Source organism: Mesorhizobium neociceri, assembly GCF_013520985.1.
In the GTDB taxonomy this organism is placed as follows: Bacteria; Pseudomonadota; Alphaproteobacteria; order Rhizobiales; family Rhizobiaceae; genus Mesorhizobium; species Mesorhizobium neociceri.
In genome coordinates this window covers 434776-458730 of record NZ_JACDTY010000002.1, presented here as the reverse complement: position 1 = coordinate 458730, position 23955 = coordinate 434776, and the positions used below count along the sequence as shown (strand labels likewise).

The 23955-nt window shown below is 63.3% G+C and carries 20 protein-coding genes; 15 read left to right on the top strand and 5 right to left on the bottom strand.

The genetic code is table 11. The annotated features are described in order from the left end of the window. The first annotated feature begins 48 nt into the window (after positions 1 to 48). Positions 49 to 1059, top strand: a complete 1011-nt coding sequence (locus tag H0241_RS06225; RefSeq protein ID WP_181056530.1) for a sugar-binding protein — start codon at positions 49 to 51, stop codon at positions 1057 to 1059. 90 nt (positions 1060 to 1149) lie between these two features. On the opposite strand, the gene H0241_RS06220 is transcribed toward H0241_RS06225, so the two are convergent. Then, positions 1150 to 2952, bottom strand: coding sequence for a dipeptide ABC transporter ATP-binding protein (locus H0241_RS06220; RefSeq protein WP_181056529.1), 1803 nt, complete (start codon positions 2950 to 2952; stop codon positions 1150 to 1152). Positions 2953 to 3144: 192 nt separating this feature from the next. Here H0241_RS06220 and H0241_RS06215 point away from each other — a divergent pair, with 192 nt between their 5' ends. The 8 genes from H0241_RS06215 (at position 3145) to H0241_RS06180 (ending at position 11635) form a co-directional block, all read left to right on the top strand. Further along, entirely contained in the window at positions 3145 to 4503 is a 1359-nt protein-coding gene (locus H0241_RS06215; RefSeq protein WP_181056528.1) for an LLM class flavin-dependent oxidoreductase, read from the top strand. Positions 4504 to 4518: 15 nt separating this feature from the next. Then, entirely contained in the window at positions 4519 to 5295 is a 777-nt protein-coding gene (locus H0241_RS06210) for a DUF427 domain-containing protein (RefSeq protein ID WP_181056527.1), read from the top strand. A 34-nt stretch (positions 5296 to 5329) separates the two neighbouring features. Beyond that, positions 5330 to 6973 carry an ABC transporter substrate-binding protein gene (locus H0241_RS06205; RefSeq protein ID WP_181056526.1) on the top strand — a complete coding sequence of 548 codons (1644 nt, stop codon included), beginning with the start codon at positions 5330 to 5332 and terminating at the stop codon, positions 6971 to 6973. A 38-nt stretch (positions 6974 to 7011) separates the two neighbouring features. Further along, positions 7012 to 7971, top strand: coding sequence for an ABC transporter permease (locus tag H0241_RS06200; RefSeq protein ID WP_181056525.1), 960 nt, complete (start codon positions 7012 to 7014; stop codon positions 7969 to 7971). 8 nt (positions 7972 to 7979) lie between these two features. After that, on the top strand, positions 7980 to 8849 hold the full coding sequence (locus tag H0241_RS06195; protein ID WP_235984043.1) for an ABC transporter permease: 870 nt from the start codon (positions 7980 to 7982) through the stop codon (positions 8847 to 8849). 100 nt (positions 8850 to 8949) lie between these two features. Further along, a complete protein-coding gene (locus H0241_RS06190) occupies positions 8950 to 9435 on the top strand; it encodes a hypothetical protein (protein ID WP_181056523.1) in 486 nt (161 codons plus the stop codon). 164 nt (positions 9436 to 9599) lie between these two features. Further along, entirely contained in the window at positions 9600 to 11039 is a 1440-nt protein-coding gene (locus tag H0241_RS06185; RefSeq protein WP_181056522.1) for an aldehyde dehydrogenase family protein, read from the top strand. 14 nt (positions 11040 to 11053) lie between these two features. Next, positions 11054 to 11635 (top strand): DUF1349 domain-containing protein, encoded by a 582-nt coding sequence (locus H0241_RS06180; protein ID WP_181056521.1) that lies wholly within the window; start codon positions 11054 to 11056, stop codon positions 11633 to 11635. A 64-nt stretch (positions 11636 to 11699) separates the two neighbouring features. On the opposite strand, the gene H0241_RS06175 is transcribed toward H0241_RS06180, so the two are convergent. Next, on the bottom strand, positions 11700 to 12092 hold the full coding sequence (locus H0241_RS06175; RefSeq protein ID WP_181056520.1) for a nuclear transport factor 2 family protein: 393 nt from the start codon (positions 12090 to 12092) through the stop codon (positions 11700 to 11702). Positions 12093 to 12205: 113 nt separating this feature from the next. On the opposite strand from H0241_RS06175, the gene H0241_RS06170 reads away from it, so the two are divergent. After that, positions 12206 to 13138, top strand: a complete 933-nt coding sequence (locus H0241_RS06170) for a LysR family transcriptional regulator (protein WP_181056519.1) — start codon at positions 12206 to 12208, stop codon at positions 13136 to 13138. Here the strand turns inward: H0241_RS06170 and H0241_RS06165 are convergent. After that, positions 13135 to 13917 carry a helix-turn-helix transcriptional regulator gene (locus H0241_RS06165; protein WP_181056518.1) on the bottom strand — a complete coding sequence of 261 codons (783 nt, stop codon included), beginning with the start codon at positions 13915 to 13917 and terminating at the stop codon, positions 13135 to 13137. The genes H0241_RS06170 and H0241_RS06165 overlap by 4 nt on opposite strands. A 111-nt stretch (positions 13918 to 14028) precedes the next feature. On the opposite strand from H0241_RS06165, the gene H0241_RS06160 reads away from it, so the two are divergent. From H0241_RS06160 to H0241_RS06140, 5 genes are all read left to right on the top strand, one after another. Beyond that, entirely contained in the window at positions 14029 to 16188 is a 2160-nt protein-coding gene (locus H0241_RS06160) for a hydantoinase/oxoprolinase family protein (protein WP_181056517.1), read from the top strand. A 12-nt stretch (positions 16189 to 16200) separates the two neighbouring features. Beyond that, the gene (locus H0241_RS06155; RefSeq protein WP_181056516.1) at positions 16201 to 18405 is read left to right on the top strand and encodes a hydantoinase B/oxoprolinase family protein; all 2205 of its coding nucleotides are present in this window, start codon (positions 16201 to 16203) and stop codon (positions 18403 to 18405) included. Further along, positions 18402 to 18887, top strand: a complete 486-nt coding sequence (locus H0241_RS06150; RefSeq protein ID WP_181056515.1) for an acetone carboxylase subunit gamma — start codon at positions 18402 to 18404, stop codon at positions 18885 to 18887. Before H0241_RS06155 ends, H0241_RS06150 begins: the two co-directional genes overlap by 4 nt. Positions 18888 to 18983: 96 nt before the next feature. Beyond that, a complete protein-coding gene (locus H0241_RS06145) occupies positions 18984 to 19811 on the top strand; it encodes an SDR family NAD(P)-dependent oxidoreductase (RefSeq protein ID WP_181056514.1) in 828 nt (275 codons plus the stop codon). 307 nt (positions 19812 to 20118) lie between these two features. Further along, entirely contained in the window at positions 20119 to 21402 is a 1284-nt protein-coding gene (locus tag H0241_RS06140) for an O-antigen ligase family protein (protein WP_181056851.1), read from the top strand. A 6-nt stretch (positions 21403 to 21408) separates the two neighbouring features. Here H0241_RS06140 and H0241_RS06135 read toward each other — a convergent pair whose 3' ends face one another. Together H0241_RS06135 and H0241_RS06130 are read right to left on the bottom strand one after the other, a co-directional pair. Continuing rightward, positions 21409 to 22500 (bottom strand): acyltransferase family protein, encoded by a 1092-nt coding sequence (locus H0241_RS06135; RefSeq protein WP_181056513.1) that lies wholly within the window; start codon positions 22498 to 22500, stop codon positions 21409 to 21411. Positions 22501 to 22713: 213 nt separating this feature from the next. Further along, complete coding sequence (locus H0241_RS06130; protein WP_181056850.1) at positions 22714 to 23937, bottom strand: polysaccharide biosynthesis/export family protein; 1224 nt, start codon at positions 23935 to 23937, stop codon at positions 22714 to 22716. Positions 23938 to 23955 lie beyond the last annotated feature (18 nt).

Here is a 23955-nt window from a genome sequence, read left to right as displayed (position 1 = left end):
AACAAAAACCGAGCGGACACGTCACGGCGAACCCAAATGGAGGAAACAATGTCGCTGTCGAAAACGCTTAAAACCACGCTCTCTCTCGCCTGTCTTGCAATCGGCATGACGGCCGTCCAGGCCAATGCCGAGGAGCGCGAATTCGCGCTCGTCTTCAAGGTCCTCAACAACGCCTTCAGCCCGCCGATCCAGGCCGGTTGCGAAGCCGCCGCCAAGAAGCTCGGCGACGTCAAATGCACCTATATCGGGCCGACGGAATATGACGAGGCCAAGGAAGTGCAGTTGGCGCAGGACATGGTCACGCGCGGCGTTGCCGGCCTCGGCATTTCGGCCGGCAATCCGAAAGCCATGGCGCGCATCATGAAGATGGCCAAGGAAAAGGGCATTCCAGTCGTCACCTATGACACCGACGTACTGCCGGAAGATGCCGGTCTGCGCTCGACCTATATCGGCACCGACAATTACGAGTTCGGCGTGGCGCTGGCGCAGAAGGTGCTCGCCCACAAGAAGAACGGCACCGTCTGCATCCAGTCCGGCGCGCCGGCTTCCGAAAACCTCAAGGCGCGCGTGCAGGGCATCCGCGACACGCTGGCCGGCGTCACCAAGGACAAGGGCGTCGAGACGCTGACCGGACAGAATGGCTGGACCGAGCCGGCGGGCTGCCCGGTCTACAACAATGACGACATCACGCTTGCCGCCCAGCAGGTGCGCGACGTCATGACCAACAATCCCGAACTCAGCGCCTTCGTCGCGGTCGGCGGTTGGGCGCAATATGCGCCGGAAGCCTACAAGCAGGCGATGACGCCGCTCAAGGCACGTCTCGACAGCAAGGATCTGGTGGTCGTGTTCGGCGACAATTTCGGTCCGCAGCTGCCGCTGCTCGCCGCCGGCCTCAGCCACTACAATATCGGCCAGCGCCCCTATGACATGGGCTTCGAGACCATCATGGCGTTGGACAAGCTGAGCAAAGGCGGCACGGTCGAACCGTTCATCAAGACCGGCACCGAGATCTGCACACCGGAAGACGCTCTCACCACCTGCGGCAAGGTCGCCAACTGATCAGGCCCCCCAAGCCTGTCCTCCGGCCGCATCGGCCGGGGGACATCTCTTCGAGGGCAGGCTTGTCGGTTGGCCCGGCCCGCTTCGCAATCAGAGATCGCTTGCGTCTCTCCAGCAGGCGATCAGATGACCGTCGCCGGCCTGCCTGACCGGCGGTTGCGCCTTTCGGCAGTCGGGCAGGGCCATTGGACAGCGGCTGGCGAAGGCGCATCCGGAGGTCTCGGTGTCCTGCGCCGCGACGTCGAGCTGAGCCGGAGCCTTCGGCACCGTCTCATCCGAGGACGCGGCCAGAAGCAGTTTCGTATAGGGATGGTTGGGACCGCGAAAAATCTGCTCTGACGAACCGGTCTCGACTAGCCGGCCGCGATAGAGCACGCCAATACTGTCGGCCATGTAGCGCACCACCCTGAGGTCGTGGCTGATGAACAGGTAGGTGGTGTCCTTGTCGCGCTGCAGGTCGTTGAGCAGATTGAGCACGGTCGCCTGCACGGAGACGTCGAGCGCTGAGGTCGGCTCGTCCAGCACCACCAGTTTCGGCACACCGGCGAAGGCCCGGGCAATGGCTGCGCGCTGGCGCTGGCCGCCGGATAGCGATCGCGGCTTCTGGTCGACGGTCGCGGCAGCCAGGCGCACCGAGGCCAAAAGGTCGCCGACGCGCTGCCTCACCTCACCGCGACCAAGGCCGGCCAGCCGCCGCAGCGGGCGGCCGAGGATCCTGCCGATCCGCTGGCGCGGATTGAGCGTACGGTCGGGTGACTGGAAGACCATTTGCACGTCGCGCCGTTCGCTCGCACTTCTCTTTTCGACGCGCGCCGCAACCGCGCGGCCGAACAGTTCGACCGATCCGGCATCCGGCGTCTGCAGGCCGGTAACGATCCTGGCCAGCGTCGATTTGCCGGACCCGGACTCGCCGATCAGCCCGAATGTCTCGCCCTGGCCAATCTGCAACTCTATGTCGTGCAGCACGGCCTGAGCGCCGAAGGCATGGCTGATGCCTTTGCAGGCGACGGCGATCGGACGCGCGGCTTGCGGCTGATCGCTGTGGACAGGCGCCGACGGGCCGGTTACGTGCGTCTCGGCCAGCCTGCCGTCGCGCTTGGTGAAGTTGAGTGCCGGGATCGAGGCGATCAGCGCCTTGGTGTAGGTGTGAACAGGGTTCTCGAAGACGTCGTTCGCGATGCCGCTTTCGACCACCGTCCCCGACTGCATGACGGCCACCCGGTCGCAGGCGCGGCGGATCATGTTGATGTCGTGGCTGACCAGCAAAACGCTGGTTTTGTGGTCGCGCCGCAAATCCTGCAGGATGGCGATGATCTCGGACTGGACGCTGGCGTCCAGTGCGGTCGTCGGCTCATCCAGCACCAGCAGCGACGGGTCGAGCGCAATGGCAATGGCGATGTTGGCGCGCTGCTGCATGCCGCCGGACAGTTCATGCGGATAAAGATCGAGCACCCGTTCCGGATTGCTCACCCTGACGCGGCCGAGCAGTTCGGCGGCACGCCCGCGCGCCTCGTCCGGCCGAACCGGGCGGTGCCGCATGATCGTCTCGGTGATCTGGCGGCCAATCGTCATGGCTGGATTGAGTGCGGCGCCCGGATGCTGATAGACGGCCGCGATGCGATCGCCCAATAGCCGGCGAAGCTGCTCGGGCGAGAGATCACGGATCTCCCGGCCCTGGAACTCGAGCGCCGACGCGGCGACCTGGGCGTTGCGCGGCAGATAGCGCAGAACAGCGAGCGCCACCGAGCTCTTGCCCGATCCGGACTCGCCGACAAGGCCGAGCGCCTCGCCTTCGCCGATATGCAGCGACACGCCGTTGACGGCCGGATGCGATGCCCGGCGCCCATCATAGGCGACGGTGAGCTGTTCTACCTTCAGAACCGATGACGACATGGGGCCCTTGAAACCACTTTCTTCCAGCGCCGCCATCGAGGGCAATCGCTTCCGCTTACGCAACACATAATCTCTATAAAATTACTCGAATTAAGCTGGAGCGCAATCTACCTTTTATCGCTCAGGAGAGATTGTCGCGGCCTTTTCAGGCAGCGCGACGGTCCTTCGGAGCAGATCTGGAAGGAGGCCGCCATGGCACGAGACCACATGATCCTCAGCGCATTTTTCTTCAACCCGCAGGGCGATCATCGCATGTCATGGCGCCATCCCCGGGCGCCGGGCCGCGAAGTGCTGGACTTCGATTTTTACCGAGATCTCGTCCAGGCAGCCGAGCGCGCCAGGATCGATACGATCTTCGTCGCCGATCATGTCGCGATCTGGGATTCGGTGCAAAGCGGCGTCGCGCACTACGCCAATGCCCGCCTGGAACCGCTGACGCTGCTGTCGGCACTTGCCGGCGTGACCAAACATATCGGCCTGATCACCACCGCATCGAGCTCCTACAGCGAGCCTTACAATGTCGCGCGCATGTTCGCCTCGCTCGACCATATCAGCAAGGGCAGGGCGTCGTGGAACGTCGTGACGTCGGCCATGGACGAGGAGGCGCGCAATTTCGGCCGCGACGGCAATATCGAGCATGCCTTCCGCTACGACCGCGCCACCGAATTCCTCGATATCGTCAAGGCGCTTTGGGACAGCTGGGAAGACGAGGCGTTGCTCATCGACAAGGCAACGGGCTATTTCGCCGACCCCGACAAGGTCCACGCGATCAACCACAAAGGCCAGCATTTTAGGGTACGCGGACCGCTCAATGTCTCGCGCCCGCCGCAAGGCCATCCGCTGATCGTCCAGGCCGGCTCTTCCGAAGACGGCAAGAATTTCGCCACTGCCCATGCCGACGCGCATTTCGCCATCTACAGCACCAGGGAAGACGGCATCAAATACCGGCAGGACATCAACGAGCGCCTCGCCCGTTATGGCCGCAAGCCCGAGAGCTTCAAGATCCTGCCGGGAATCCTGCCGATCGTCGCGACCTCCGAAGCGGAAGGACGCGAGCGACAGGAATATCTGCAGAGCTTGCTTCCCGATCGCGTCGGCATCGATCTTCTGTCGAGCTGGAGCGGCGTGGACCTCTCGGTCTATCCGCCGGACGGCCCGCTTCCGCCGCTGCCGGACGAGAGCACGTTCAATGGCGGCCGCACCTCACTCAACCGGGTCAAGGAGTGGTCGAAGCAGAATCTCAGCCTGCGCGAGATCGCCCGCAGGCTCGCCAACAGCGGTTCGGTGCCGACGGTCGTCGGCACGCCCACGCAGATCGCCGACCAGTTGCAGGACTGGTTTGTCTCAGGCGCCGCCGACGGCTTCAACCTGATGTTCCCGCTGCTGCCTGAGGACTGGGTGAATTTTGCCGAGCAAGTCGTGCCGGAGCTGCAGCGCCGCGGCGTATTCCCCACCGAATATGCGCCGGGAACGCTGCGCGACCGCTTCGGCCTGGCGCGGCCGGCCAACCGCTTCGCCGAACAGCGCGACAATGTGCGCGCCGTTTCCTGACTTGGAGCAACTGATATGACAGCAGCGCCAAAACTCCAGCCCCGCGAAGCCACGGCTCCGCAGCTCATCAATGTCCTGCACAGCCCCAAGCGCATCAGGGTCAAGTTCGCCGGCCGCACCATCGCCGACAGCCGCAATGTCCTGGTGCTGCGCTCCAACCATTTCCTGCCGATCTATTTCTTCCCGGCCTCGTCGGTGGACCGTTCGCTGCTGAAGCCCTCCGAGCATCGCCAGCCGCATCCGGTCGGTGGTGAAACCACCTATTGGGATCTGGAGACAGGATCGAAAGCGTCGCCCAATGCGGCCTGGTCATTTGTCGCGCCGCCGGATGAAAACCTGGCGCCGCTGGCCGGACGTATCGCCTTCACCTGGAAGGCGGTCGACCAATGGTTCGAGGAGGAGGAAGAGGTCTTCGTCCACGCGCGGGACCCATACGCCCGCATCGATGTGCTGCAGAGCTCAAGCCACGTCCAGATCTGGTTCGACGGTGAGCTGATCGCCGACAGCCATCGACCGGTGCTGCTGTTCGAGACGCATCTGCCAACGCGTTTCTATTTGCACCCCGACGATGTCAGGCTGGACCGGTTGGTCGCCTCGGACACCACGACGCGCTGTCCCTACAAGGGCATCGCTTCTTACTGGTCAGGCCTGCGCGCCGACGGCTCGGTAAGTCCTGATATCGCTTGGAGCTACCGCGATCCCATTGCCGAAATGCCCAAGATCAAGGGCCTCATCGCCTTCTACCCGCAAGCCGTCGACCGCATTCATCTCGACGGCGAACCCGTCGCCTAGAACATCAACCGTCATTTCAGACAGGGGTTTCAAAATGAGCAAACGCAACGACATCGATACGCTTCGCAATCTGTCCGGCGACATCTGGAATGTCGCCGTCGACGAACACCAGGCCGGCTTTCTCAAACGCCGCGATCTCCTGAAATACGCGGCCTTGATCGGCCTTACCGGCTTTGCCGCTTCGCACGGGCTTGTCGGTTCCGGCGTGGCGCGCGCTGCCGGCGCTGGCGGCACGGTCCGTGTTGGGCTCGGACAGCCGACCAAAGCGATCGATCCCGTCTCGATCACCGATCCGGCCAGCATCGGCGTCATCAGCCAGGTCGGCGAATATCTCATCCTCGACGATCCCAAGGACGGGTTGCAGCCCAAGCTCGCTTTGTCCTGGGAAGCCGACGAGACCGCCAGCCGCTGGACCTTCAAATTGCGCCCGGGCGTGAAATTCCACGACGGCCGCACCGTCACCGCCAAGGACGTGGTGGCGAGCTTCGAACGGCTGGTCGATCCGGCCAGCGGATCGTCGGCTTTGTCGGCTTACAAAGGCATCCTGTCCAAGGGTGGCGCCAAGGTTGTCGACGACGAAACCATCGCCTTCGATCTCGATGGCCCCAACAGCAACTTCCCCTTCTATGTCTCGTCCGACGTCTACAATGCCGTCATCCTGCCGGCCGACTATGCCGGTGATTTCGAGAAGAATTTTAACGGCACCGGCCCGTTCAAGCTCGAATCCTTCCGCCCCAAGCAAGGTGCCAGCTTCGTGCGCAATCCCGACTATTGGGGCGACAAGGCGCTGCCCGACCGCGTCGAGATCAAGTTCTTCGACGACGAGCAGGCGCAGGTGCTGGCGCTGCAGGCCGGCCAGCTCGACGTCATCCCGAGCACGACCCGGCTTGAACTGGCGATCGAGGGCAATCCCAACTTCAAGCTCCTGAGCGTGCAGGCGAGCTCGCATGACGAGGTGCATCTGCGGACCGACCAGGCGCCGTTCACCGACAAGCGCATCCGCCGCGCGCTGGCGCTCACCATCGACCGCGAGGCGGTGGTCAAGGGATTGCTCAAGGGCCGCGCCATTGTCGGCAACGACACGCCATTCGCGCCGATCTTCCCGTCGGCCGATCCGTCGGTGCCGCAGCGCAAGCAGGACATCGCCGAGGCCAAGCGCCTGCTTGGCGAAGCCGGCGTGCCGAACGGCTTCCCGGTGACGCTGACCACCGAGCGCGCCTATGACATTCCCGACTATGCCGTGATCATCCAGAACTTCGCCAGGAAGGCCGGCATCGACATCAAGCTCAACGTTCTGCCGCAGGACGCCTATTACGGCTCGGCGAAGTTCGGCAGCTCGCCATGGCTTGATTCCAATCTCGGCATCACCGATTTCGGCCATCGCGGCACGCCCGACATCTTCCTCAACGCAACGCTGAAGAGTTCGGGTGCCTGGAACGCGGCGCATTTCAACAACCCGGCCTATGACGGCCTGCTGCTCGAGTACGGCAAGGCCCGCGACCTCCAGGCGCAACGCCTTGCCGCCGGCAGGATCCAGACCCTGCTGCTCGACGAGACGCCGCTGATCATCAGCTACTTCTCGCAATACAGCCGCATCGTCTCGTCGAAGGTCGAGGGCGTCCGCTTCACGGCGATCTCGCATCTGCTGCTCGACCGCGTCACCTTCGCCCAGGCATGACCCGTGAAACGTCCAGCCATGCAGGGGACCGGAATCCGATGCTGACCGGCCGCACTTTGTCGGCGCGGGCAGCCACGCTTCTGCTCACGCTGTGGCTGGTCAGCATGCTGGTGTTCTTCGCCGGGCAGGTTCTGCCCGGCGATGTCGGCCGCCTCATGCTCGGGCCGTTCGCCGACGCCGAGGCGGTCGCCGCGCTCAACAAGCAGCTGGGCGCCGACCAGCCGGTGCTCGTCCAGTACTGGCACTGGTTCAGCAATGCGCTGTCAGGCGATTTCGGCACCTCGCTGTCGCTGCGCTTGCCGGTGGCGCCGTTCGTGCTGGAAAGCCTCAAGCGCTCGGCTGCCCTTGCCGGTGTTATCCTCGTCTTTCTGCTGCCGCTCGGCATCGGCACCGGCATCGTTGCCGGGCTCAACCAGGGCCGCTTTATCGACCGGCTGATTGTGCTCGCCGGCGTGTCCTTCGGCATTGTCCCGGATTTCGTCTCCGGGCTGCTGCTGCTCATCGTGTTCGGCCTGTGGCTGAACTGGTTCCCGATCACCGGCGCTGCTCCCGATGGCGCCGGGCTGTGGGTCAGTGGCTACTACCTGATCCTGCCGGCGCTGCCGCTGGTGCTGAACCTCGCCGGCTACATCGCCCGCATGACGCGGGCCGGCGTGATCGAGGCGCTGGCAGCCGACTATACGCGCACCGCCGTCCTGAAAGGACTTGAACGGCGCGAAATCCTGATCCGCCACGTGCTGCGCAATGCGCTGACGCCGACCATCGCCGTGTTGGCGACCCAGACCGGTTACATGCTCGGTGGGTTGGTGGTGATCGAGGCACTGTTCGGCATCCAGGGCCTCGGCAACCTTGTCCTCAACGCCGCCAAGTCGCGCGACTTCCCGATGCTCGAAGCCGGCGTGCTGGTGATGGCGACGATCTTCGTGCTGTCGGCCGCGGCGGGCGATCTCGTCCAGGCGCTGCTCGATCCGCGGCAACGCCGCCATGTGTCGCCATGATGGAACTGATGGAATTGCCGCGACGCGGTGCTCTGGGCTGGCGGGCCGCGAGCCGCATTCGCGAGACCGTTTCGCAACTGCCGCCTTCGGTCATCGTCGGCTCGTTACTCCTGCTGTTCTGGGTCGGCTGCGCCGTCTTCGGCAGCCTGTTTGTGCCCTACGACCCCTATGCCGAGGATTTCCTTGTCATGCTGGCGCCGCCCGACGCCGCGCACTGGTTCGGCACCGACCAGCTCGGCCGCGACGTGCTGTCGCGCATCGTCGTCGGCTCGCGCGACATCCTGCTGGTGGCGCCGGCAGCAACCTTGCTCGGCGTTGCCGCCGGCAGCGTGCTTGGCCTCGTGCTCGGCTATTTCGACGGGCTGGTCGATGCCATCGGCGCACGGCTGCTCGACACGCTGATGGCCTTTCCCTTCATCGTCCTTGTCACCATGACGCTGGTCGCGCTTGGACCGTCGAACCTGACAGTCATCCTGGTGATCGGCATCGCCTATGCGCCGCTGGTGGCAAGGACGGTGCGCGCGGCCGTGCGCGAGCAGCGCAAGCGCGACTATGTCAGCGCCGCCCGGCTCGGCGGCGAGAGCGCCCTTGCCATCATGTTCCTGGAGATCCTGCCCAATGTCAGGGAAACCATCCTCATCGAGTTGGTTACAAGGCTCGGCTACGCCTTCTTTTCGATCGCGACGCTGAGCTTCCTCGGCCTCGGCATCCAGCCGCCCTCCGCCGATTGGGGATTGGCCGTCGCCGACGGCTACGGCTTCCTGACCGGCGGCAAATGGTGGGTGGTGATCTTCAACTCCGCCGCCATCGTTTCGCTGGTCATGGCAACCAACCTGATCGCGCAAGGCATGGGCGCCTTCGAAAACAGCGATCGGTGAAGAGCGGAACGCTCAGCAAAGCTGACGCGCAATCCTGGACCGTGCGCTAAAATCGTTCCCTGTGATTCGGCCCGGATCGGGCCCCAAAACAAGGAATGGCATGAGCAAGGCTCTCTCCACATTCGCATTGGTCGCGGTGTTCACCGCATTGCTCATGGCGCTCAGCCTGGCGGTGGCCAGGCACGGCTATCCCTATGGCGCGATCGGCGTGAGGCGGCTGGACGGCATTGCCGATGCCGGCTCGTTCCTGCCGCTCGCCGCCGTCTACTTCTTCAGCGCCATGCTGATGATGATCCTGCCCATTCGAGCCGCCGGCATCGTCTTGACCCATGCTGCGGACGCGCTGTTCTGGGCCGTGATCGCCTTGTTCGCGACCATTGTCGGCTGCCTCGTCGCTCGCTGGGCTTTTGGCCAGAGCAGCGTGCTGTGGGCGCTGGTGAACTGGCGTTTCCTGTTTGCCGCGGCAATCGTCGGCTGCCATTTCACTATGAATGAGCTGCGCCGCAACATCCTGCTCAGAAGCCTGTTCTTCGTCATCTTCGCCGCGGCGACGCTGGCCTGCCTGTTCTGGACTTTTCCGACCTGACAAAGGCCCGCTTCAATTTGTCGGCGCAGTCGCGGCTTTCGCAGTCGCGCGCCATCGGCTATCCAGTCCGCAGCCAATCTCTGCCCTCACAGTGTCGTCATTTGTCTGATAAATGATTCAGGCATACGGCACCGCCAGCGAACCATGACAAGGAAGACCGCGATATGACACTGTTCCGCAAGAATCTGATCGATGGCGAGTGGGTGGGCGAGGCCGGCTCGCGCAACATCAACCCGTCCGATACCGGCGATGTGGTTGGCGAATATGCCTCGGCGGGCGCCGAACAGGCAAAGCAGGCCATTGCGGCGGCCAAGGCCGCTTTCCCGGCCTGGTCGCGCTCGGCGCCGCTGGTTCGCCATGCCGTGCTGAAAAAGGCCTCGGACGAGATCATGGCGCGCAAGGACGAGATCGGCCGATCGCTGTCGCGCGAAGAGGGCAAGACGCTGGCCGAGGGAATTGGCGAGACCATCCGCGCCGCCCAGATCTTCGATTTCTTCGCCGGCGAGACGCTTCGGCTCTCGGGCGAGCTGGTGCCCAGCGTGCGCCCGGGCGTCGGCGTCGAGATCACTCGCGAAGCCGTCGGCGTCGTCGGCATCATCACGCCATGGAATTTCCCGATCGCCATTCCGACCTGGAAGATCGCGCCGGCGCTCGCCCACGGCAACACCATCGTCTTCAAGCCGGCCGAACTGGTGCCTGAAAGCGCCTGGACCATCGTCGACATCCTGCACCGCGCCGGGCTGCCGAAAGGCGTGCTCAATCTGGTGATGGGTAAAGGCTCGGTGGCCGGCCAGGCCATGCTCGACAGCCCCGACCTCAACGCCATTACCTTCACCGGCTCGGTCGGCACCGGAAAACGCGTCGCGGCGGCAAGTGTGGAGCACATGCGCAAATTCCAGCTCGAAATGGGCGGCAAGAACCCGCTCGTCGTGCTCGACGACGCCGATCTCGCCATAGCTGTCGATTGCGCGATCAACGGCGCCTATTTCTCGACCGGCCAGCGCTGCACGGCCTCGTCGCGCCTGGTGGTGACCGAAGGCATTCATGACCGCTTCGTCGCCGCGCTCAAGGAGCGCCTGGAAAAACTCGTCATCGGCGATGCGCTCGACGCCAAGACCCAGATCGGGCCGGTCGTCGATGCGAGCCAATTGAAGCAGGACGAGGACTACATCGCCATCGGCAGCACTGAAGGCGCCAACCTCGCCTTCGGCGGCGAGCGGCTCGACCGCGAAACGCCTGGCTTCTACCTCCGGCCGGCGCTGTTCACCGAGAGCACCAACGCCATGCGCATTTCGCGCGAGGAAATCTTTGGCCCGGTCGCCAATGTCATCCGCGTCAAGGACTATGACGAGGCACTTGCCGTCGCCAACGACACGCCCTTCGGCCTGACCTCCGGCATCTGCACGTCGAGCCTCAAGCACGCCACGCATTTCCGGCGCAATTCCGAAGCCGGCATGGTGATGGTCAATCTGCCGACGGCCGGCGTCGATTTCCACGTCCCGTTCGGTGGCCGCAAGGGCTCGAGCTACGGCCCGCGCGAACAGGGCCGCTATGCCGCGGAGTTCTACACAACGGTGAAGACAGCCTATACATTTGCCGGCTAATCGATGGCGCATCGATGACTTCGCCGAAAGAGGACCTGACCTGGCTCAACCCGCCGCCGCACCATGCTTTCGGTGACGACACGGTGCATGTGCGCACCGGCAAGGAAACCGACTTCTGGCGCGAAACCTTTTACGGTTTCTGGCGCGACAATGGCCATTTCCTCTACCGGCCGGTCGATGGCGACTTCAGCGCCGAGGTTACCGTCAAGGGCGATTACAAGGTGCTCTACGACCAGGCCGGGCTGATGCTGCGGCTGAGCGAAACGCACTGGATCAAGGCCGGCATCGAATACACCGACGGGCTGGCGTACTTTTCCGTCGTCGTGACCAACGACACCTCGGACTGGTCGCTGCTCAGCATCCCCAACGATCCCGACGGTGTCCGCATCCGCCTGACCCGCCATGCCGAGGCCATCCGCATCCAGTATCTGGATGCGGCCGATGGCCACTGGAAGCCGGTGCGGCTGGCCTATTTCCCGATCTCGAAGTCGGTCGATGTCGGCATGATGTGCTGTTCGCCGCAGCGCGAAGGGTTTGAAGTCACCTTTTCCGATTTTACCATCGGTCCGCCGATTTCCCGGCAATTGCACGACTGACAGCCGCCCGCCCGATGCGGAGTGGCCATGTGTCGCTAAGGTCAAGCCAGACCCGTTGGATCGATCAGCGAAGTGGTTCGGCGCAAAACACCTTCTGGACGATTAGCCAGCGGCCGTCGAGGAAGAGGCACGACAAAAGGTCGGTCACCTCACGCGGCGGGATTCGTAGGCTAAGCTTGAGGAGCGCCATGTCGCGCACTAGGTTGATCGAGAGAATCTGGTCCTTGCGCTCGGCACCGGTTCCTCGCGGCGACTTCAACGTCCGAACGGTGTCCAGCCAGGCGGCAACGGGGGTAACGACGACCGTGTCGTTTTCGCCCCTTCGCGTAACAAAAGCCGCCTCGTGGAAGATGGAAGCGAACTTGCCGGCGTCCATATCATGGGCGGCGTCGAAGTAGGTTTGAGCCAGAGCGGCCAACCCATCTATCTCAGGCAATTGGATGTCTGGCGTGGTCATGATGGCTTCCCTTCAGGTCTGGCAATGCGCTTGCTATAAGGGGTTCGCAGGCAGCGTTTAACCGGCGCGCCCTTACCGGCCTTGTTAGCTGAGCTACTCAATCACGGGTGATCATGGACCCTGTCCGTCCGTCTGCCGGCGACTTCAACCAGCTCCGCGCCTTTGTGGCCGTGGCTGGCTCGCTCAATTTCAGTCGCGCTGCGGAGAAGCTCGGTGTGTCGTCTTCGGCCCTGAGCCAGATGGTCCGCGGGCTCGAGGAGCGCGTCGGCGTCAGCCTGTTCAATCGGACCACCCGAAGCGTCTCCCTGACCGAGGCGGGCGCCAAACTTTTCGCCCGCGTGAAGCCCGCCGTCGATCAGCTCGGCGAGGCTTTGGACGAAACAAGCGAAGGCCGGGCCCACCCCGCCGGGACAGTGCGGATGCACTGCTTTCACAATGCCGCCAGCCTTTACCTGACGCCCATATTACGGGCGTTCAGCGACGCCTATCCGCAGGTGGTCCTGGACGTCACGCTCGACGACACTGTGGTGAACATCGTAGCCGAGGGCTATGACGTTGCTATCCGGCTCGGAGAGGTCATCGACAAGGATCTGATCGCGGTGAAACTCGGTCCCGACCTGCGCCAGACCGCGGTCGCGTCACCTGACTATCTCGCGCGACGCGGGACGCCTGCTCACCCACGCGACCTGCTCGCCCACAGCTGCATCGGCTGGCGATGGCCTGGCCAGGCGACTCCGTACAAGTGGGAGTTCATGGCGGACGGCAAGTGGTTCGAGGTCGCCGTGGAAGGTCCTGTGATCTCCAGCCAGAAGGACTTTGGCGTGCAGGCAGCGGTCGACGGGCTGGGCATCGCCTTCGCGAGCGAACAGCTGATCGAGGGGCATATCGCCGAAGGGCGCCTCGTCCCGGTGCTCGAGGCCTGGTCGGCGCCCTTTCCAGGCTACTATTTGTGTTATCCGGCACAGCGGCAGATGGCGCCGGCGCTCCGCGCCCTCATCGATACCATTCGCCGGGGAACGCGTCCGTCAGAGGCGACGAGCTCCTAACTATCCGCCCGGTGCTGGAAGAACTGCAGGAACAGCTCGCGCTCGGTGGTGATGTCGAGCTTGTCGTAGATGCGGCGGCGGTGGTTCTTCACCGTGCCAACGGTGATGCCGAGACGCTCGGCGATATTCGCCGTAGGGTGACCGGCGAGGATGAGCTGGACAAGTTCTCGCTCGCGCAGCGACAGTTCCGGCCACAGGCTGGTCGGGATGGTTGGCTCCTGCCGGGGTGAGGCGCCGGGGCCGGTCGGCGCCGAAGTGCGGGAGAATTCTGTCCCACGCGCCTTGGTGTCCAGCGCATGCAGCGCCTCGAACACCGGCAAGCGCTCATCCAGCAGGGCGATCTCGCTATCCTTGAATGAGGCGGTCGAACGGTCGAGGAATATGCCGAGGCACCAATCGCCGCCATCGGCCAACATGATCCCGACCTCGTCGCAGATTTCCGACTGCGCCAGGAAGCCGGCTATGTACTGGCCGCGCTTGGCCTCGTCGTCGGCAAGCCGCTTCAGCGGCAGGATGCCGAGCCTCCGCTCGCGCCGCCATGAGGCATAGAACGGGTCGAAGACGTAGTAATTGTCGAGATAGCGCCGGACCATTTCGTCCGAGAACCGCCGGTGCTTGATAAACTCGGGCGTCTGCGTCGCCGAATAACGCGTTACTGTCACCAGATCGTGCTCGATGTCGGCGCCGATCAGGTCGATCAGGCAGTCGACATGCCCGTCCGTGCCGGTGGCGGCAATCGCCCTGGCCAGCGGCGCCCAGATGTTGCTGCCCATGCGCATGCCCTTTTCTCGGCGATCCCGGTCAAAGCGTCATTGTGTCTTTTGGCATATGGCGCAAGGCCGCCCAATGAATCTAGCCTAGCCCCATCCTAGACCAATCCTGAGGCGACCGTGACCCAACCCAACCTCACCAGCCCCATCGTCGGCAATCCCATCGTCATCGGCATCGACGCCGGCGGCACCATGACCGACACGATCCTTGTCGATCAGGACGGCCACTTCAAGATCGGCAAGTCGGCAACCACGCCCAAGAACGAGGCCGAAGGTTTCTTGGCCTCGGCCGAGGACGCGGCGGATGCCTGGGGCATCTCGCTGGAATCGCTCTTTTCCGGCGTCAACGTCGTGCTCTATTCCGGCACCGGTATGCTCAACACGCTGTTGTCGCGCACGGGCCGCCGGCTCGGCCTGATCACCACCAAGGGTCTGGAAGACATGATCCTGATGGGCCGCGGCCTGCAGGCCTGGGCCGACTATTCCTATGCCGACCGGCTGCATGCGGTCACCCATCACCATCCCGATCCGCTGGTGCCGCGCCGCCGCACCCATGGCGTCACCGAGCGCATCGACCAGTTCGGCGACATCGTGCTGCCGCTCTACGAGCATGAGGTCTCGGCTGCCGCGAAAAAACTGATCGCCGACAAGGTCGAGGCGATCTGCATCATGACCATCTTCTCGCACGTCAATCCGGTGCACGAGAAGCGCATTGCCGAGATCTGCCGCGAGGAAGTGCAGAAGGCCGGCGCCGACATTCTCGTCTACACCAGCCACGAAGTCCGCCCGGTCATCCGCGAACAGTCGCGGCTGAACTCGGTGTTGATCGAAGCCTACGCCACCTCGCGCGGCCGCAAGCAGCTTAGGGGTATCGAGGACGTCTCGAAGAAATACGGCTTCAAATACGGCGTGCAGACTTTGCTGTCTTTCGGCGGCCTGACTTCGATCAACCATCCGCGCCTGCACGAAACCATGATTTCCGGTCCGATCGGCGGCATTCTCGGTGCAGCCTATGTCGGCAAGCTGATCGGCAACGACTCGCTGATCTGCTCGGACATGGGCGGCACCTCCTTCGACATGGGCGTGATTTCACGCGGCCAGACCCGGATCGAGAACGAGCCGCTGATGGACCGTTTCAAGCTCAACGTGCCGACGCTGCATCTCGACACGATCGGCGCCGGTGCCGGCATGATCCTCAAGGTCGACCCGCTGACCAAGAAGGTCTCGCTTGGACCGGAAAGCGCCGGCTCGGATCCCGGCCCGATCTGCTTTGCCAAGGGCGGCACCGAACCCACCATCGCCGATTGCGACGCCATCCTCGGCCGCCTGAATCCGTATTACTTCCTTGGCGGCAAGGTCGTCTTGCAGGTCGAGAAGGCGCGCAAGGCCTTCGAGGAAAAATGCTCCAACATCCTTGGCGTCGGTGTCGAGGAGGCGGCCGAAGGCATGATCGACATGCTGGAGGCCGACGCCAACAACGCGCTGCGCCGCGTCATCTCCGGCCAGGGCATCCACCCCTCCGAATTCACCCTGCTATCCTATGGCGGTTCGGGTCCGCTGCATCTGGCCGGCTGCTCCAGGGGCATCGGCTTCAAGGACATCATCACCTTCCAGTTCGCCGCCGCCTTCTCGGCCTTCGGCTGCACCACCGCCGATTTCATGCGCCGCCATTCGGTGTCGACGCAACACGACATCGGCGCGCGGGCAAGCGATGACGAACTGCTCGCCTTCGGCAAGAAGGTCACCAATGTCTGGAACGACCTGACCAAGGCAGCGGTCGACGAGATGATCACCGATGGGCATGCCCGCGACAAGATTAAGACCGTGCCTTTCCTGATGATGCGCTACACCGGCCAGCTCGAGGACGTCGAAGTCATGGCGCCGCTTGCCGAGGTCAATTCGGCTGACGACATGCGTAAGGTTATCGACGAGTTCGAGGCGGTCTACGCCAAGGTCAACCACCGCGTGTCGCGCTATGGCGAGGCCGGCTTCACCATCACCGAACTTGGGCTGATTGCCACCGCCGACAAGGTCAAGCCGGTGCTGCTCAAGCGCCCGCTCGGCAAGTCGGATCCGACTGCCGCACACAAGGGCGTGCGCGAGGCTTACATTGGCGGGCGCTGGCACAAGGCCAATCTCTACGAGATGGATCTTCTGCAGCCCGGCCATGAGGTTATCGGCCCGGCCATCATCGAACATCCCGCCACCACGCTCGTCGTTCATCCGCAGGACCGTGTCCATGTCGATGAGTGGACGCTGCTGCACTACACCCACGCTTGAGAGGGCACCGCCATGTTGGACAAACCTGCCTCAGTGCTGCGCCTTCGCGAACGACTGCTCGATTCCGAGCGGCTGATGGAAGAGACCGGCTGCTATGACGGCATCACCGAACTTACCCTGCGCAACGAGGATCCGCTGAAATTCGAGACGCTGCACACCAAGCTGCGCGCCTATTGCGTCTCGGCCCGCGAAATGGCCCGCCGCATCTCGGCCTCGCCCGGCGTGCGCGAGGTCGGCGAAATGGTGGTAGCGATCTATACGCCCGAAGGTGACGCCATCGCGCTCTCCAACGGCATCATGGTGCATGTCCATACGATGAGCCGCTTCATCAAGTGGATGATCAAGAACAATTACGAGGAAAACCCGAAGATCCGTGAAGGCGATATCTTCGCCAACAACGATGCCTTCATCGGCACCGTGCAGGTGCCCGACGTCATGGACGTGGTGCCGATCTTCCATGAAGGCACGCTGGTTGGCTGGGCCGGTGCCGTCTGCCACGAACTGGAAGCCGGCGGCATTACCCCTGGCGGTGACGTCTGCCTCGCACAGGAGCGCTTCACCGAAGGCCTGTTCGTCTGCGCCGAGAAGATCGGCGAGAATGACGAGATTCGCCGCGACTACGTCATCCGCTGCGAGCGCAATCTGCGCATGCCGATCTACTGGGTTCTCGACGAGAAGGCCAAGGTCGCCTCCTGCATCGACATGCGCGAAAGCGTCAAGCAGCTGATCTCCGAGATCGGCCTCGACTACTGGATGAAGGTGTCGAAGGAGTTCATTGAGGAAGGCCGCCGCGCCCAGCTCGCCCGCACCCGCCAGCTCACCGTGCCCGGCATCTATCGCGGCCACACCTTCTATGGCCACGTCACGGCGGGCAAGCCGGGCTTCCAGCTGCTCGGCGATCCCGATTGGCTCTACAACATTCCGATCGAGATGGAGATCACCACCGACGGCAAGATCACCATGGATTTCGAGGGCACGCAGCCCTGGGGCTACCATTCGATGAACTGCACGCCGGCCGGCATGGATGGCGGCATGTTTGTGACGCTGACCCAGCACATGAATTTCGAAGGCCTGGTCAATGACGGCGCCTGGATGGCGACCGAGCTGAAACTGCCGCATGGCACCTGGACCAACCCCGACAATGAGATGGTGGCGACCGCCACCTCATGGGCGCTGCTGCTGCCGGCCTATGGCGTCTTCCAGCGGCTCTTGTCGCGCGGCTTCGTGGCTCGCGGTTTCGTCGAGGAAGCCTTCGTCGGCCAGGTCAACAGCCCGATGATCGAGATGGGCGGTGAAAGCCAGTACGGCACGCCGTTCGGCATGGCGCATTTCGAATGCGCCGCCGCCGGCTCCGGCGCGTTGGCCATCGCCGATGGTCTCGACACCGCCTATGTCGGCTGGAATCCGGAATCCGACATGGGCAACATCGAGGTCTGGGAACAGTCGATGCCGATGGTCTATATCGGCCGCTCGATCGTCCCCAATTCGGGCGGCGCCGGCAAATATCGCGGCGGCTGTTCCTTCGTCTCGACCTGGCTGATCAACAAGACCTCGCATCTGCGGCTCCACACTTCGGAGCATTCCTCGCGCGTGTTCGACAATTCTGGCATGTGCGGCGGCTATCCCGCGCCGACCTGCCAGAAGCATCGCGCCGTGCGCAACTCCAACATCCATGAACTGGCGGCAAATGGCGAACCGCTGGCGCATGCACCGGGCATCGACCCTGATGTCTCCGACTACGAGAAGAACATCGGCGGCGACCATGTTTTGGTCGAAGGCCCCTACATCACCTCGCCGCACAAGTCCGGCGATATCTTCAGCCATTCCTACAATGGCGGCGGTGGTTACGGCGACGTGCTGGAGCGCGATCCGATCAAGACGGCATGGGATGTCGAGAACGGCTACCTCACCCGCGAAGCGGCGATCCAGGTTTTCGGTATCGTGCTGAAGGACGATGCCGAGGGTTATCCGGTTGCCGATATCGATGCCACGGTTGAACGCCGTGCGGCAATGCGCAAGCAGCGACTGGCCAAGGCGATCCCGGTTTCGGACTGGATCGCCGCTGAGCGCGGCCGGGTCGAGAAGGCCGACTTCGCCCCTGAGGTGAAGAAAATGTATGCCAGCGCGATCAAGCTGTCGTCTCGCTTCACCAAGGATTTTAGCGATTTCTGGACCGTCGACGCCAAATCGATCTTCATGCCGGGAGCAAAGCCATGACCTCATACAGCAAGGAAGTCCTCGGCGATCTGGCCGCCGGCAAGCTGCCCTGGCCGCAGACAAGACGCATCATGAGCGCCTACAAGGATGATGACCGCTTCTTCAAGATGGTCGCCGTCTATCAGGATCGTGTCGCCTGGGCGGATCCGATCCTGCTGCCAGTCTCGGATCACCTCTTCATCTGCCAGAGCGGCGACGAGCGCATCACCCGTTGCGAATGCGGCCACTCCTTCGGCGACTATCGCAAGAACTGGAAGCTCAAGGCGGCGATCATCGTGCGCAACACCGAGGAAGCGCTGCGCGAAATCTATCCCAACAGCGATATCCCCGATCCGCAATGGATGGAAATTCGGGAATTCATCTGCCCGGAATGCGGCACCATGCACGAGGTTGAAGCGGCGGCGCCGGGCTATCCCATCGTGCATGACTTCGAGCCCGATCTTGAAGGTTTCTACCGCGAGTGGTTGGGCAAACCCCTCTAGCGATGTCGTGGTCAGCGCTGCAGGCAAGGTAGCGCTCGTCCCCGGGCTGGGTCTAAGACTATCGCATCAAACGTCGGCATCGGAGCCCCATTGCTCATGACAGACCTTTCCGGCCGCAGCGCCATCGTCACCGGCGGGTTTTCCGGTATGGGTTTTGCCATTGCGACGGCCCTGGCGCAGGCAGGCGCCAATGTCGCCGTGGGCTCCTACATCGCGCCTGCCGGCGCCGACAGATCTGACGCCGCCTACTATCCCGGCGCCGATGAGATCGAGCGTGTGCGCTCAGTCCTGTCGGCTCATGGCACCAGGGTCCACGCGGCGCATCTCGATGTCCGCGATAGCGACATCACCAACCGGTTTGCGGCAGACGCAGAAGGCGCCATCGGCCCAGCAGACATCCTGGTCAACGCCGCCGGCACCACCGCCGAGCAGCCGGTCTGCGGCCATTCCGACGCGCTGTGGGACAAGATCGTCGACACCAATCTGACCGGAGCGTTCCGCGCCACGCGCGCGGTCCTGCCGGGCATGATCGAGCGCGGTTGGGGCCGCATCGTCAACATCGGCTCGACCGCGGCTTCCGTCGGCTGGAAAGACAACCCGGCCTATTGTGCCTCGAAGGCCGGCCTGCTCGGCCTGACCCGCTGTGTGGCGCTGGAAGGCGCCGCGCACGGTGTAACCTGTGTCATGATCAGCCCGACCTGGGTCGAGACCGAACTGATGCGCCGCAACGTGGCGCAGGTGGTCGAACGCGAGGGCAAGGGCCGCACGGCCGAGGAAGCGATGGCCGAGATCGCCAAAGGCAATCCGCAGCAGCGCATGCTCCAGCCGCAGGAGATCGCGGCTCTGGCCGTCTTCCTGTGTTCGGACCTGGCCAAGGGCATCACCATGGAAAACATCCAGGTCACCGGCGGGGCGCTGTGGTAGCGGCCAAGCTCTGATTTTGCGCGAAGCCGCATTCGCGCCATCTGGCCGTTGCATGGTCGTTTTGGCCGGTTCGCCTACCCCGTGACAACTTTGCCATTGAGTGACAGGCGATACAGGTTATATTGCACTGCACAATGGATGCTCCGGATTGGGCTCCAGCAAAGGCAGGTTCCGGTGTGCATGCGGCCACCGGCGGGCATGACGTCCGAGGCCTGACGCGGAAAAGCCGGTTCATGGGCGCTTATGCGCGGCTGAAAGGCGGCGTGCCCAGTTGAAAGGCGGCAAGCATGAGAAATCCGGTACGGATATGAAGATCCCGAAATCCATTCTGATCGATCCGGACAACAACAAGGCCTATGCGGCCTTTGCCGTCGCCGTGTCGGTTTTTGCCTTCGCCTATTCCACCAATTTCGGCCAGATCCTGATCCTCGCCTACTATCTGGTGTGGTTGCCGTTGCTGTTCGTCGACTACCGGCGCTTCGCGCGAGATGTTTCCAGCGCCTGGCTGCCGCTGCTCTTTGCGGCCTATGTCTGCCTTTCGCTGTTCTGGTCGCAAGCGGCCGGCACCAGCGCGCGGGCGGGCCTGCAATATTTCTCCCACATCCTGTGCGCCTACATCGCCGCGCGCACCATCAGCACGCGCACGCTGGTGCTCGGCTCGCTGATCGGCATCTTTATCGTGCTGCTTTATTCGCTGAAAGTCGGCGCCTATGCGCTCGACACCATTGACGGCACCACCAACTTCGTCGGCGCCTTCGGCTCCAAGAACCAGATCGGCTTCTTCGCCTCGCTCGGCATCTTCTTCTGCCTCGCTTTTCTGGTCTTTTACCGGCGCAACTGGTTGAGCTTCATCTGGACCGCTCCGATCATCCTGCTGTCGGTCTACATGCTGGCGATCGCCCATTCGGCGACATCGGTTGCTTCGCTGCCGGCAGTGATCGGCGTCGTTGCCTTGCTCACCATGAGCAAGGTTCTGTCGCGCCGCTACCGCCGCGTGCTGTTCGTTGTCGGCGCTACCGCGCTGGTCGGGGGTGTGGTGGCTGCGCTGAACCTTGGCCTGCTCGATGTCGTGCTCGGCATCTTCGGCAAGGATTCGACGCTGACCGGCCGCACCTATCTCTGGGAACAGGGCTGGGAAGCCGCACAGCAGCGTCCGCTGCTCGGCTATGGCTATGCCGCCTACTGGATACAGGGTTTTGCCGATCCGGAACGGCTCTGGGCGGAGTTCTACATCTCGACCCGCACCGGCTTCCATTTCCACAACACCTATATCGAGACGCTGGTCGAGCTCGGCTTCGTCGGCGTGACCATGCTGGCGCTGATCATCCTGCGCTCCTTCTACGGCCATGTCTCGAAAGTGGTGTTCGGCGACTGGAGCGCCGATTCGGTGGTGCTTGCCGGCGCGGTCGGCCTGATGCTGATCCGCTCCTTCTTCGAGGTCGAGATCCTCGGCCCTTATTTCATGGCCTCGTTCATCGTCTATTACGGTCTGTTCAAGCTGCGCCCGGTGCCGGTTGCCAGGGCAAGGCGGGCCTATGCTCCGGTGCAGGACGACAAGGCCGCCAACGGCGGCATGCCGGCGCGCGTCTGAGACTTATCAGGCGACGGCCCGCTTGCGCTGCATCAGCCGCTGCAGGAAGCGCCGCAGCGGCTCGTCATAGAGGCGCGTGGCGATGTCGGCGATGACGATGACTGCGACCGCCATGACGATGCCGAACCAGGGATGATGCGCGAACGGATCGATCGCCGCGGCCTTGCCGGCGCCGGCGATGATCATCAGCATCGGCGTGTGGATGATGTAGATCGGGTAAGAAATCCGCCCCAGCCAACCATAGAAGACTGACAGGCGCGGCGCCGTCGGCGCTATGGCGCCCGCCACCACCAGGGCCGGGAAGACCAACACGATGCAGGCGAGATCGTAGGCGACGCGCGCGCCGCCGGCCGGCGCGATGGCGAAGACGATGAGCGTCAGCGCGATCGCGACCTCTACCCACCAGCCGCGCCGCAGGAAGCCGAGCCCGCCTTGATAGCGCGCCATGGACCGGCAAAGCAGCACGCCGAGAAAGAACGAGAAACAGACGCGTGGCAGGCCGCTGATGATGGTCGAGCCGGTCATGCCGAAATCGAGCGTGCCGGCCACGATCGAGGCAACCACCAGCAGCACAAGGCTGACGGCGATGAGAACTGTCAGCACGCGTTTCGTCAGCAGGAAGAAGACGGCGACATAGGCGATGTTGACGATCAGCTCGAAGAACAGCGACCACGACGCCGGATTGAGCGGAAAAATCGTGTGATAGGCATCGCTGACCAGCGGGATGAAGAACATGCCCGTCGTCAGCATGGTGCCGATCTCGGAGATCGGCATGTATTCCGCCGGGATGAGCCGGTTCTTGACCACGAGGTAGAAGAAGCCGAGTAACGTACCCGCGAGGTAAAGCGGGTAGAGGCGGATCAGGCGGATCGCCACGAACGTGCCGAAGCCCATGCCGTTTTCGATCTTGCGATCATAGGCATGCGCGATGACGAAGCCGCTGAGCAGGAAGAACAGGTCGACCGCGAGATAGCTCGACGGCAGCACCTTGCCGTCAGCCAGGAACGGCGAGAAGTGGTAGAGCATCACGCTGATCGCCGCCACGCCGCGGATGGCGTCGAGATTGAGGTAGATGTGGCGCGGGGCGGCGGGCTGCATTGTATGCCTTCAAGCGGTCGAAACGGTCAAAGCAATTTCCAGGAAAAGTGTGTGCGGTTTCCCGTCCGGAATTGCTTAAAAACAAAGAACTGGATCGGTTCGCCGTTTTCTTGAAACGGTGAAACGATCCAGCCCGCCCGCGCCCTGGCGCGAACGAGCCGAAAATTGTTCCTCCCGCCTCCGTCGTTCCAGTCTAGCCGAGCGAGACAGGAACTACTGGCTGGCCATCGGCGCCAGCTTCACCTTGATGACGTCGCCCGGCAGCACCGGCGTATCTTCCTTGGCGTCGATCTCGCTGGTCTTGCCGTCGGTAACGCGCACCAGTGAATAGATGAGGGTCGGCTCTTCACTGTTGTTGGTGATGGCGGCGGTCGTGGCCGGGTCCGATGCCTGGGCCATCAGGCCCTTCTGCATGTTGACCCTGAGTGCCGCCTCGTTGAGGTCGGCTTCGACCTGCTGCCGGTCGGCGGCAAGGCTTGAACTCAACGTGTTCTGGGCGTCGATGGCGTCCTGCGTCGCCTTGCTGACCGACTGCTTGGCGGTGAGGATCGCTGTCTCATAGTCCAGGATCTTGCCTTGCAGGTCGGTAACCGATTGCTGCGAGGAAAGCAGGCGTGCGTTGGCGATCAGGCCCTTCTGCGCCAGCGGACCGATGCTGTCCGCCTGCTGTTGTGCCAGCTCGACCTGCTTCTGCTGGTTGACGATCTTTTTCTGCAGCGCGTCGATTTCCCCCTGCAGCACACCTTTCAGATCATCGAGCGCCTGCAGCTTCAGCTTCAGCGCTTTCTGGTCGGAGGTCAGGATCTGCATTTCGTCGGCGACGATGGTTGGCAAGCGCGGATCGCCCTCGACCTCCTTCGGCGCTTCGAAACTCACCTGGCCGGCGAGATCGGCGTCGATGCGGGCGCGCCTGACGATCAGCCGGACGCGCTGGTCGTCATAAATGTCGAAATTGCCCTTGGCGGTCACCAGGTCCTTGCCGAGCTGCGAGCCAAAGTCGGAATTGCGCCTTATACCGCCGGCGATGCTGATCGCCTTCAGCACGGTCAGCTCAGGCACATAGGGGAATTGGCCAGGCGTCTGGATCTCGCCGGAGATATAGAACGGCCGGAACTGCACCATTTCCACCGAGGCTTCCGGCTTGTCTGACAAGGCGAGCTTGCGCTGCAGGGCGACGCTGATGGCGGCCGCAATCTCCGACGTGGTCTTGCCGGCGGCCGGCAATTCGCCGACGAACGGCACCGACAAATTGCCGGCCGGGCCGACCGAATATTCGCCGTTCACCGCCGACCAGTCACGGAATGTGCCTTCGACGGTCTGCCATTCGGCGACGCGGATGTTGAGCTTGTCCTGCGAGCCGAGCCGGTATTCGTCGGCCATGGCCGGAACCGTGAGCGACAGTGCGAGGCACGTGGCGACGAGCCGTGCGGGCCGCATCGGGCCGGCAACGCGAAA

Coding starts and splice junctions, on each gene's coding strand:
- H0241_RS06185 (WP_181056522.1), top strand. CDS start 9,600: ATGACACTGTTCCGCAAGAATCTGATCGATGGCGAGTGGGTGGGCGAG.
- H0241_RS06140 (WP_181056851.1), top strand. CDS start 20,119: ATGAAGATCCCGAAATCCATTCTGATCGATCCGGACAACAACAAGGCC.
- H0241_RS06225 (WP_181056530.1), top strand. CDS start 49: ATGTCGCTGTCGAAAACGCTTAAAACCACGCTCTCTCTCGCCTGTCTT.
- H0241_RS06180 (WP_181056521.1), top strand. CDS start 11,054: ATGACTTCGCCGAAAGAGGACCTGACCTGGCTCAACCCGCCGCCGCAC.
- H0241_RS06130 (WP_181056850.1), bottom strand. CDS start 23,937: ATGCGGCCCGCACGGCTCGTCGCCACGTGCCTCGCACTGTCGCTCACG.
- H0241_RS06205 (WP_181056526.1), top strand. CDS start 5,330: ATGAGCAAACGCAACGACATCGATACGCTTCGCAATCTGTCCGGCGAC.
- H0241_RS06220 (WP_181056529.1), bottom strand. CDS start 2,952: ATGTCGTCATCGGTTCTGAAGGTAGAACAGCTCACCGTCGCCTATGAT.
- H0241_RS06200 (WP_181056525.1), top strand. CDS start 7,012: ATGCTGACCGGCCGCACTTTGTCGGCGCGGGCAGCCACGCTTCTGCTC.
- H0241_RS06145 (WP_181056514.1), top strand. CDS start 18,984: ATGACAGACCTTTCCGGCCGCAGCGCCATCGTCACCGGCGGGTTTTCC.
- H0241_RS06195 (WP_235984043.1), top strand. CDS start 7,980: ATGGAATTGCCGCGACGCGGTGCTCTGGGCTGGCGGGCCGCGAGCCGC.
- H0241_RS06155 (WP_181056516.1), top strand. CDS start 16,201: ATGTTGGACAAACCTGCCTCAGTGCTGCGCCTTCGCGAACGACTGCTC.
- H0241_RS06170 (WP_181056519.1), top strand. CDS start 12,206: ATGGACCCTGTCCGTCCGTCTGCCGGCGACTTCAACCAGCTCCGCGCC.
- H0241_RS06150 (WP_181056515.1), top strand. CDS start 18,402: ATGACCTCATACAGCAAGGAAGTCCTCGGCGATCTGGCCGCCGGCAAG.
- H0241_RS06215 (WP_181056528.1), top strand. CDS start 3,145: ATGGCACGAGACCACATGATCCTCAGCGCATTTTTCTTCAACCCGCAG.
- H0241_RS06190 (WP_181056523.1), top strand. CDS start 8,950: ATGAGCAAGGCTCTCTCCACATTCGCATTGGTCGCGGTGTTCACCGCA.
- H0241_RS06165 (WP_181056518.1), bottom strand. CDS start 13,917: ATGCGCATGGGCAGCAACATCTGGGCGCCGCTGGCCAGGGCGATTGCC.
- H0241_RS06135 (WP_181056513.1), bottom strand. CDS start 22,500: ATGCAGCCCGCCGCCCCGCGCCACATCTACCTCAATCTCGACGCCATC.
- H0241_RS06175 (WP_181056520.1), bottom strand. CDS start 12,092: ATGACCACGCCAGACATCCAATTGCCTGAGATAGATGGGTTGGCCGCT.
- H0241_RS06210 (WP_181056527.1), top strand. CDS start 4,519: ATGACAGCAGCGCCAAAACTCCAGCCCCGCGAAGCCACGGCTCCGCAG.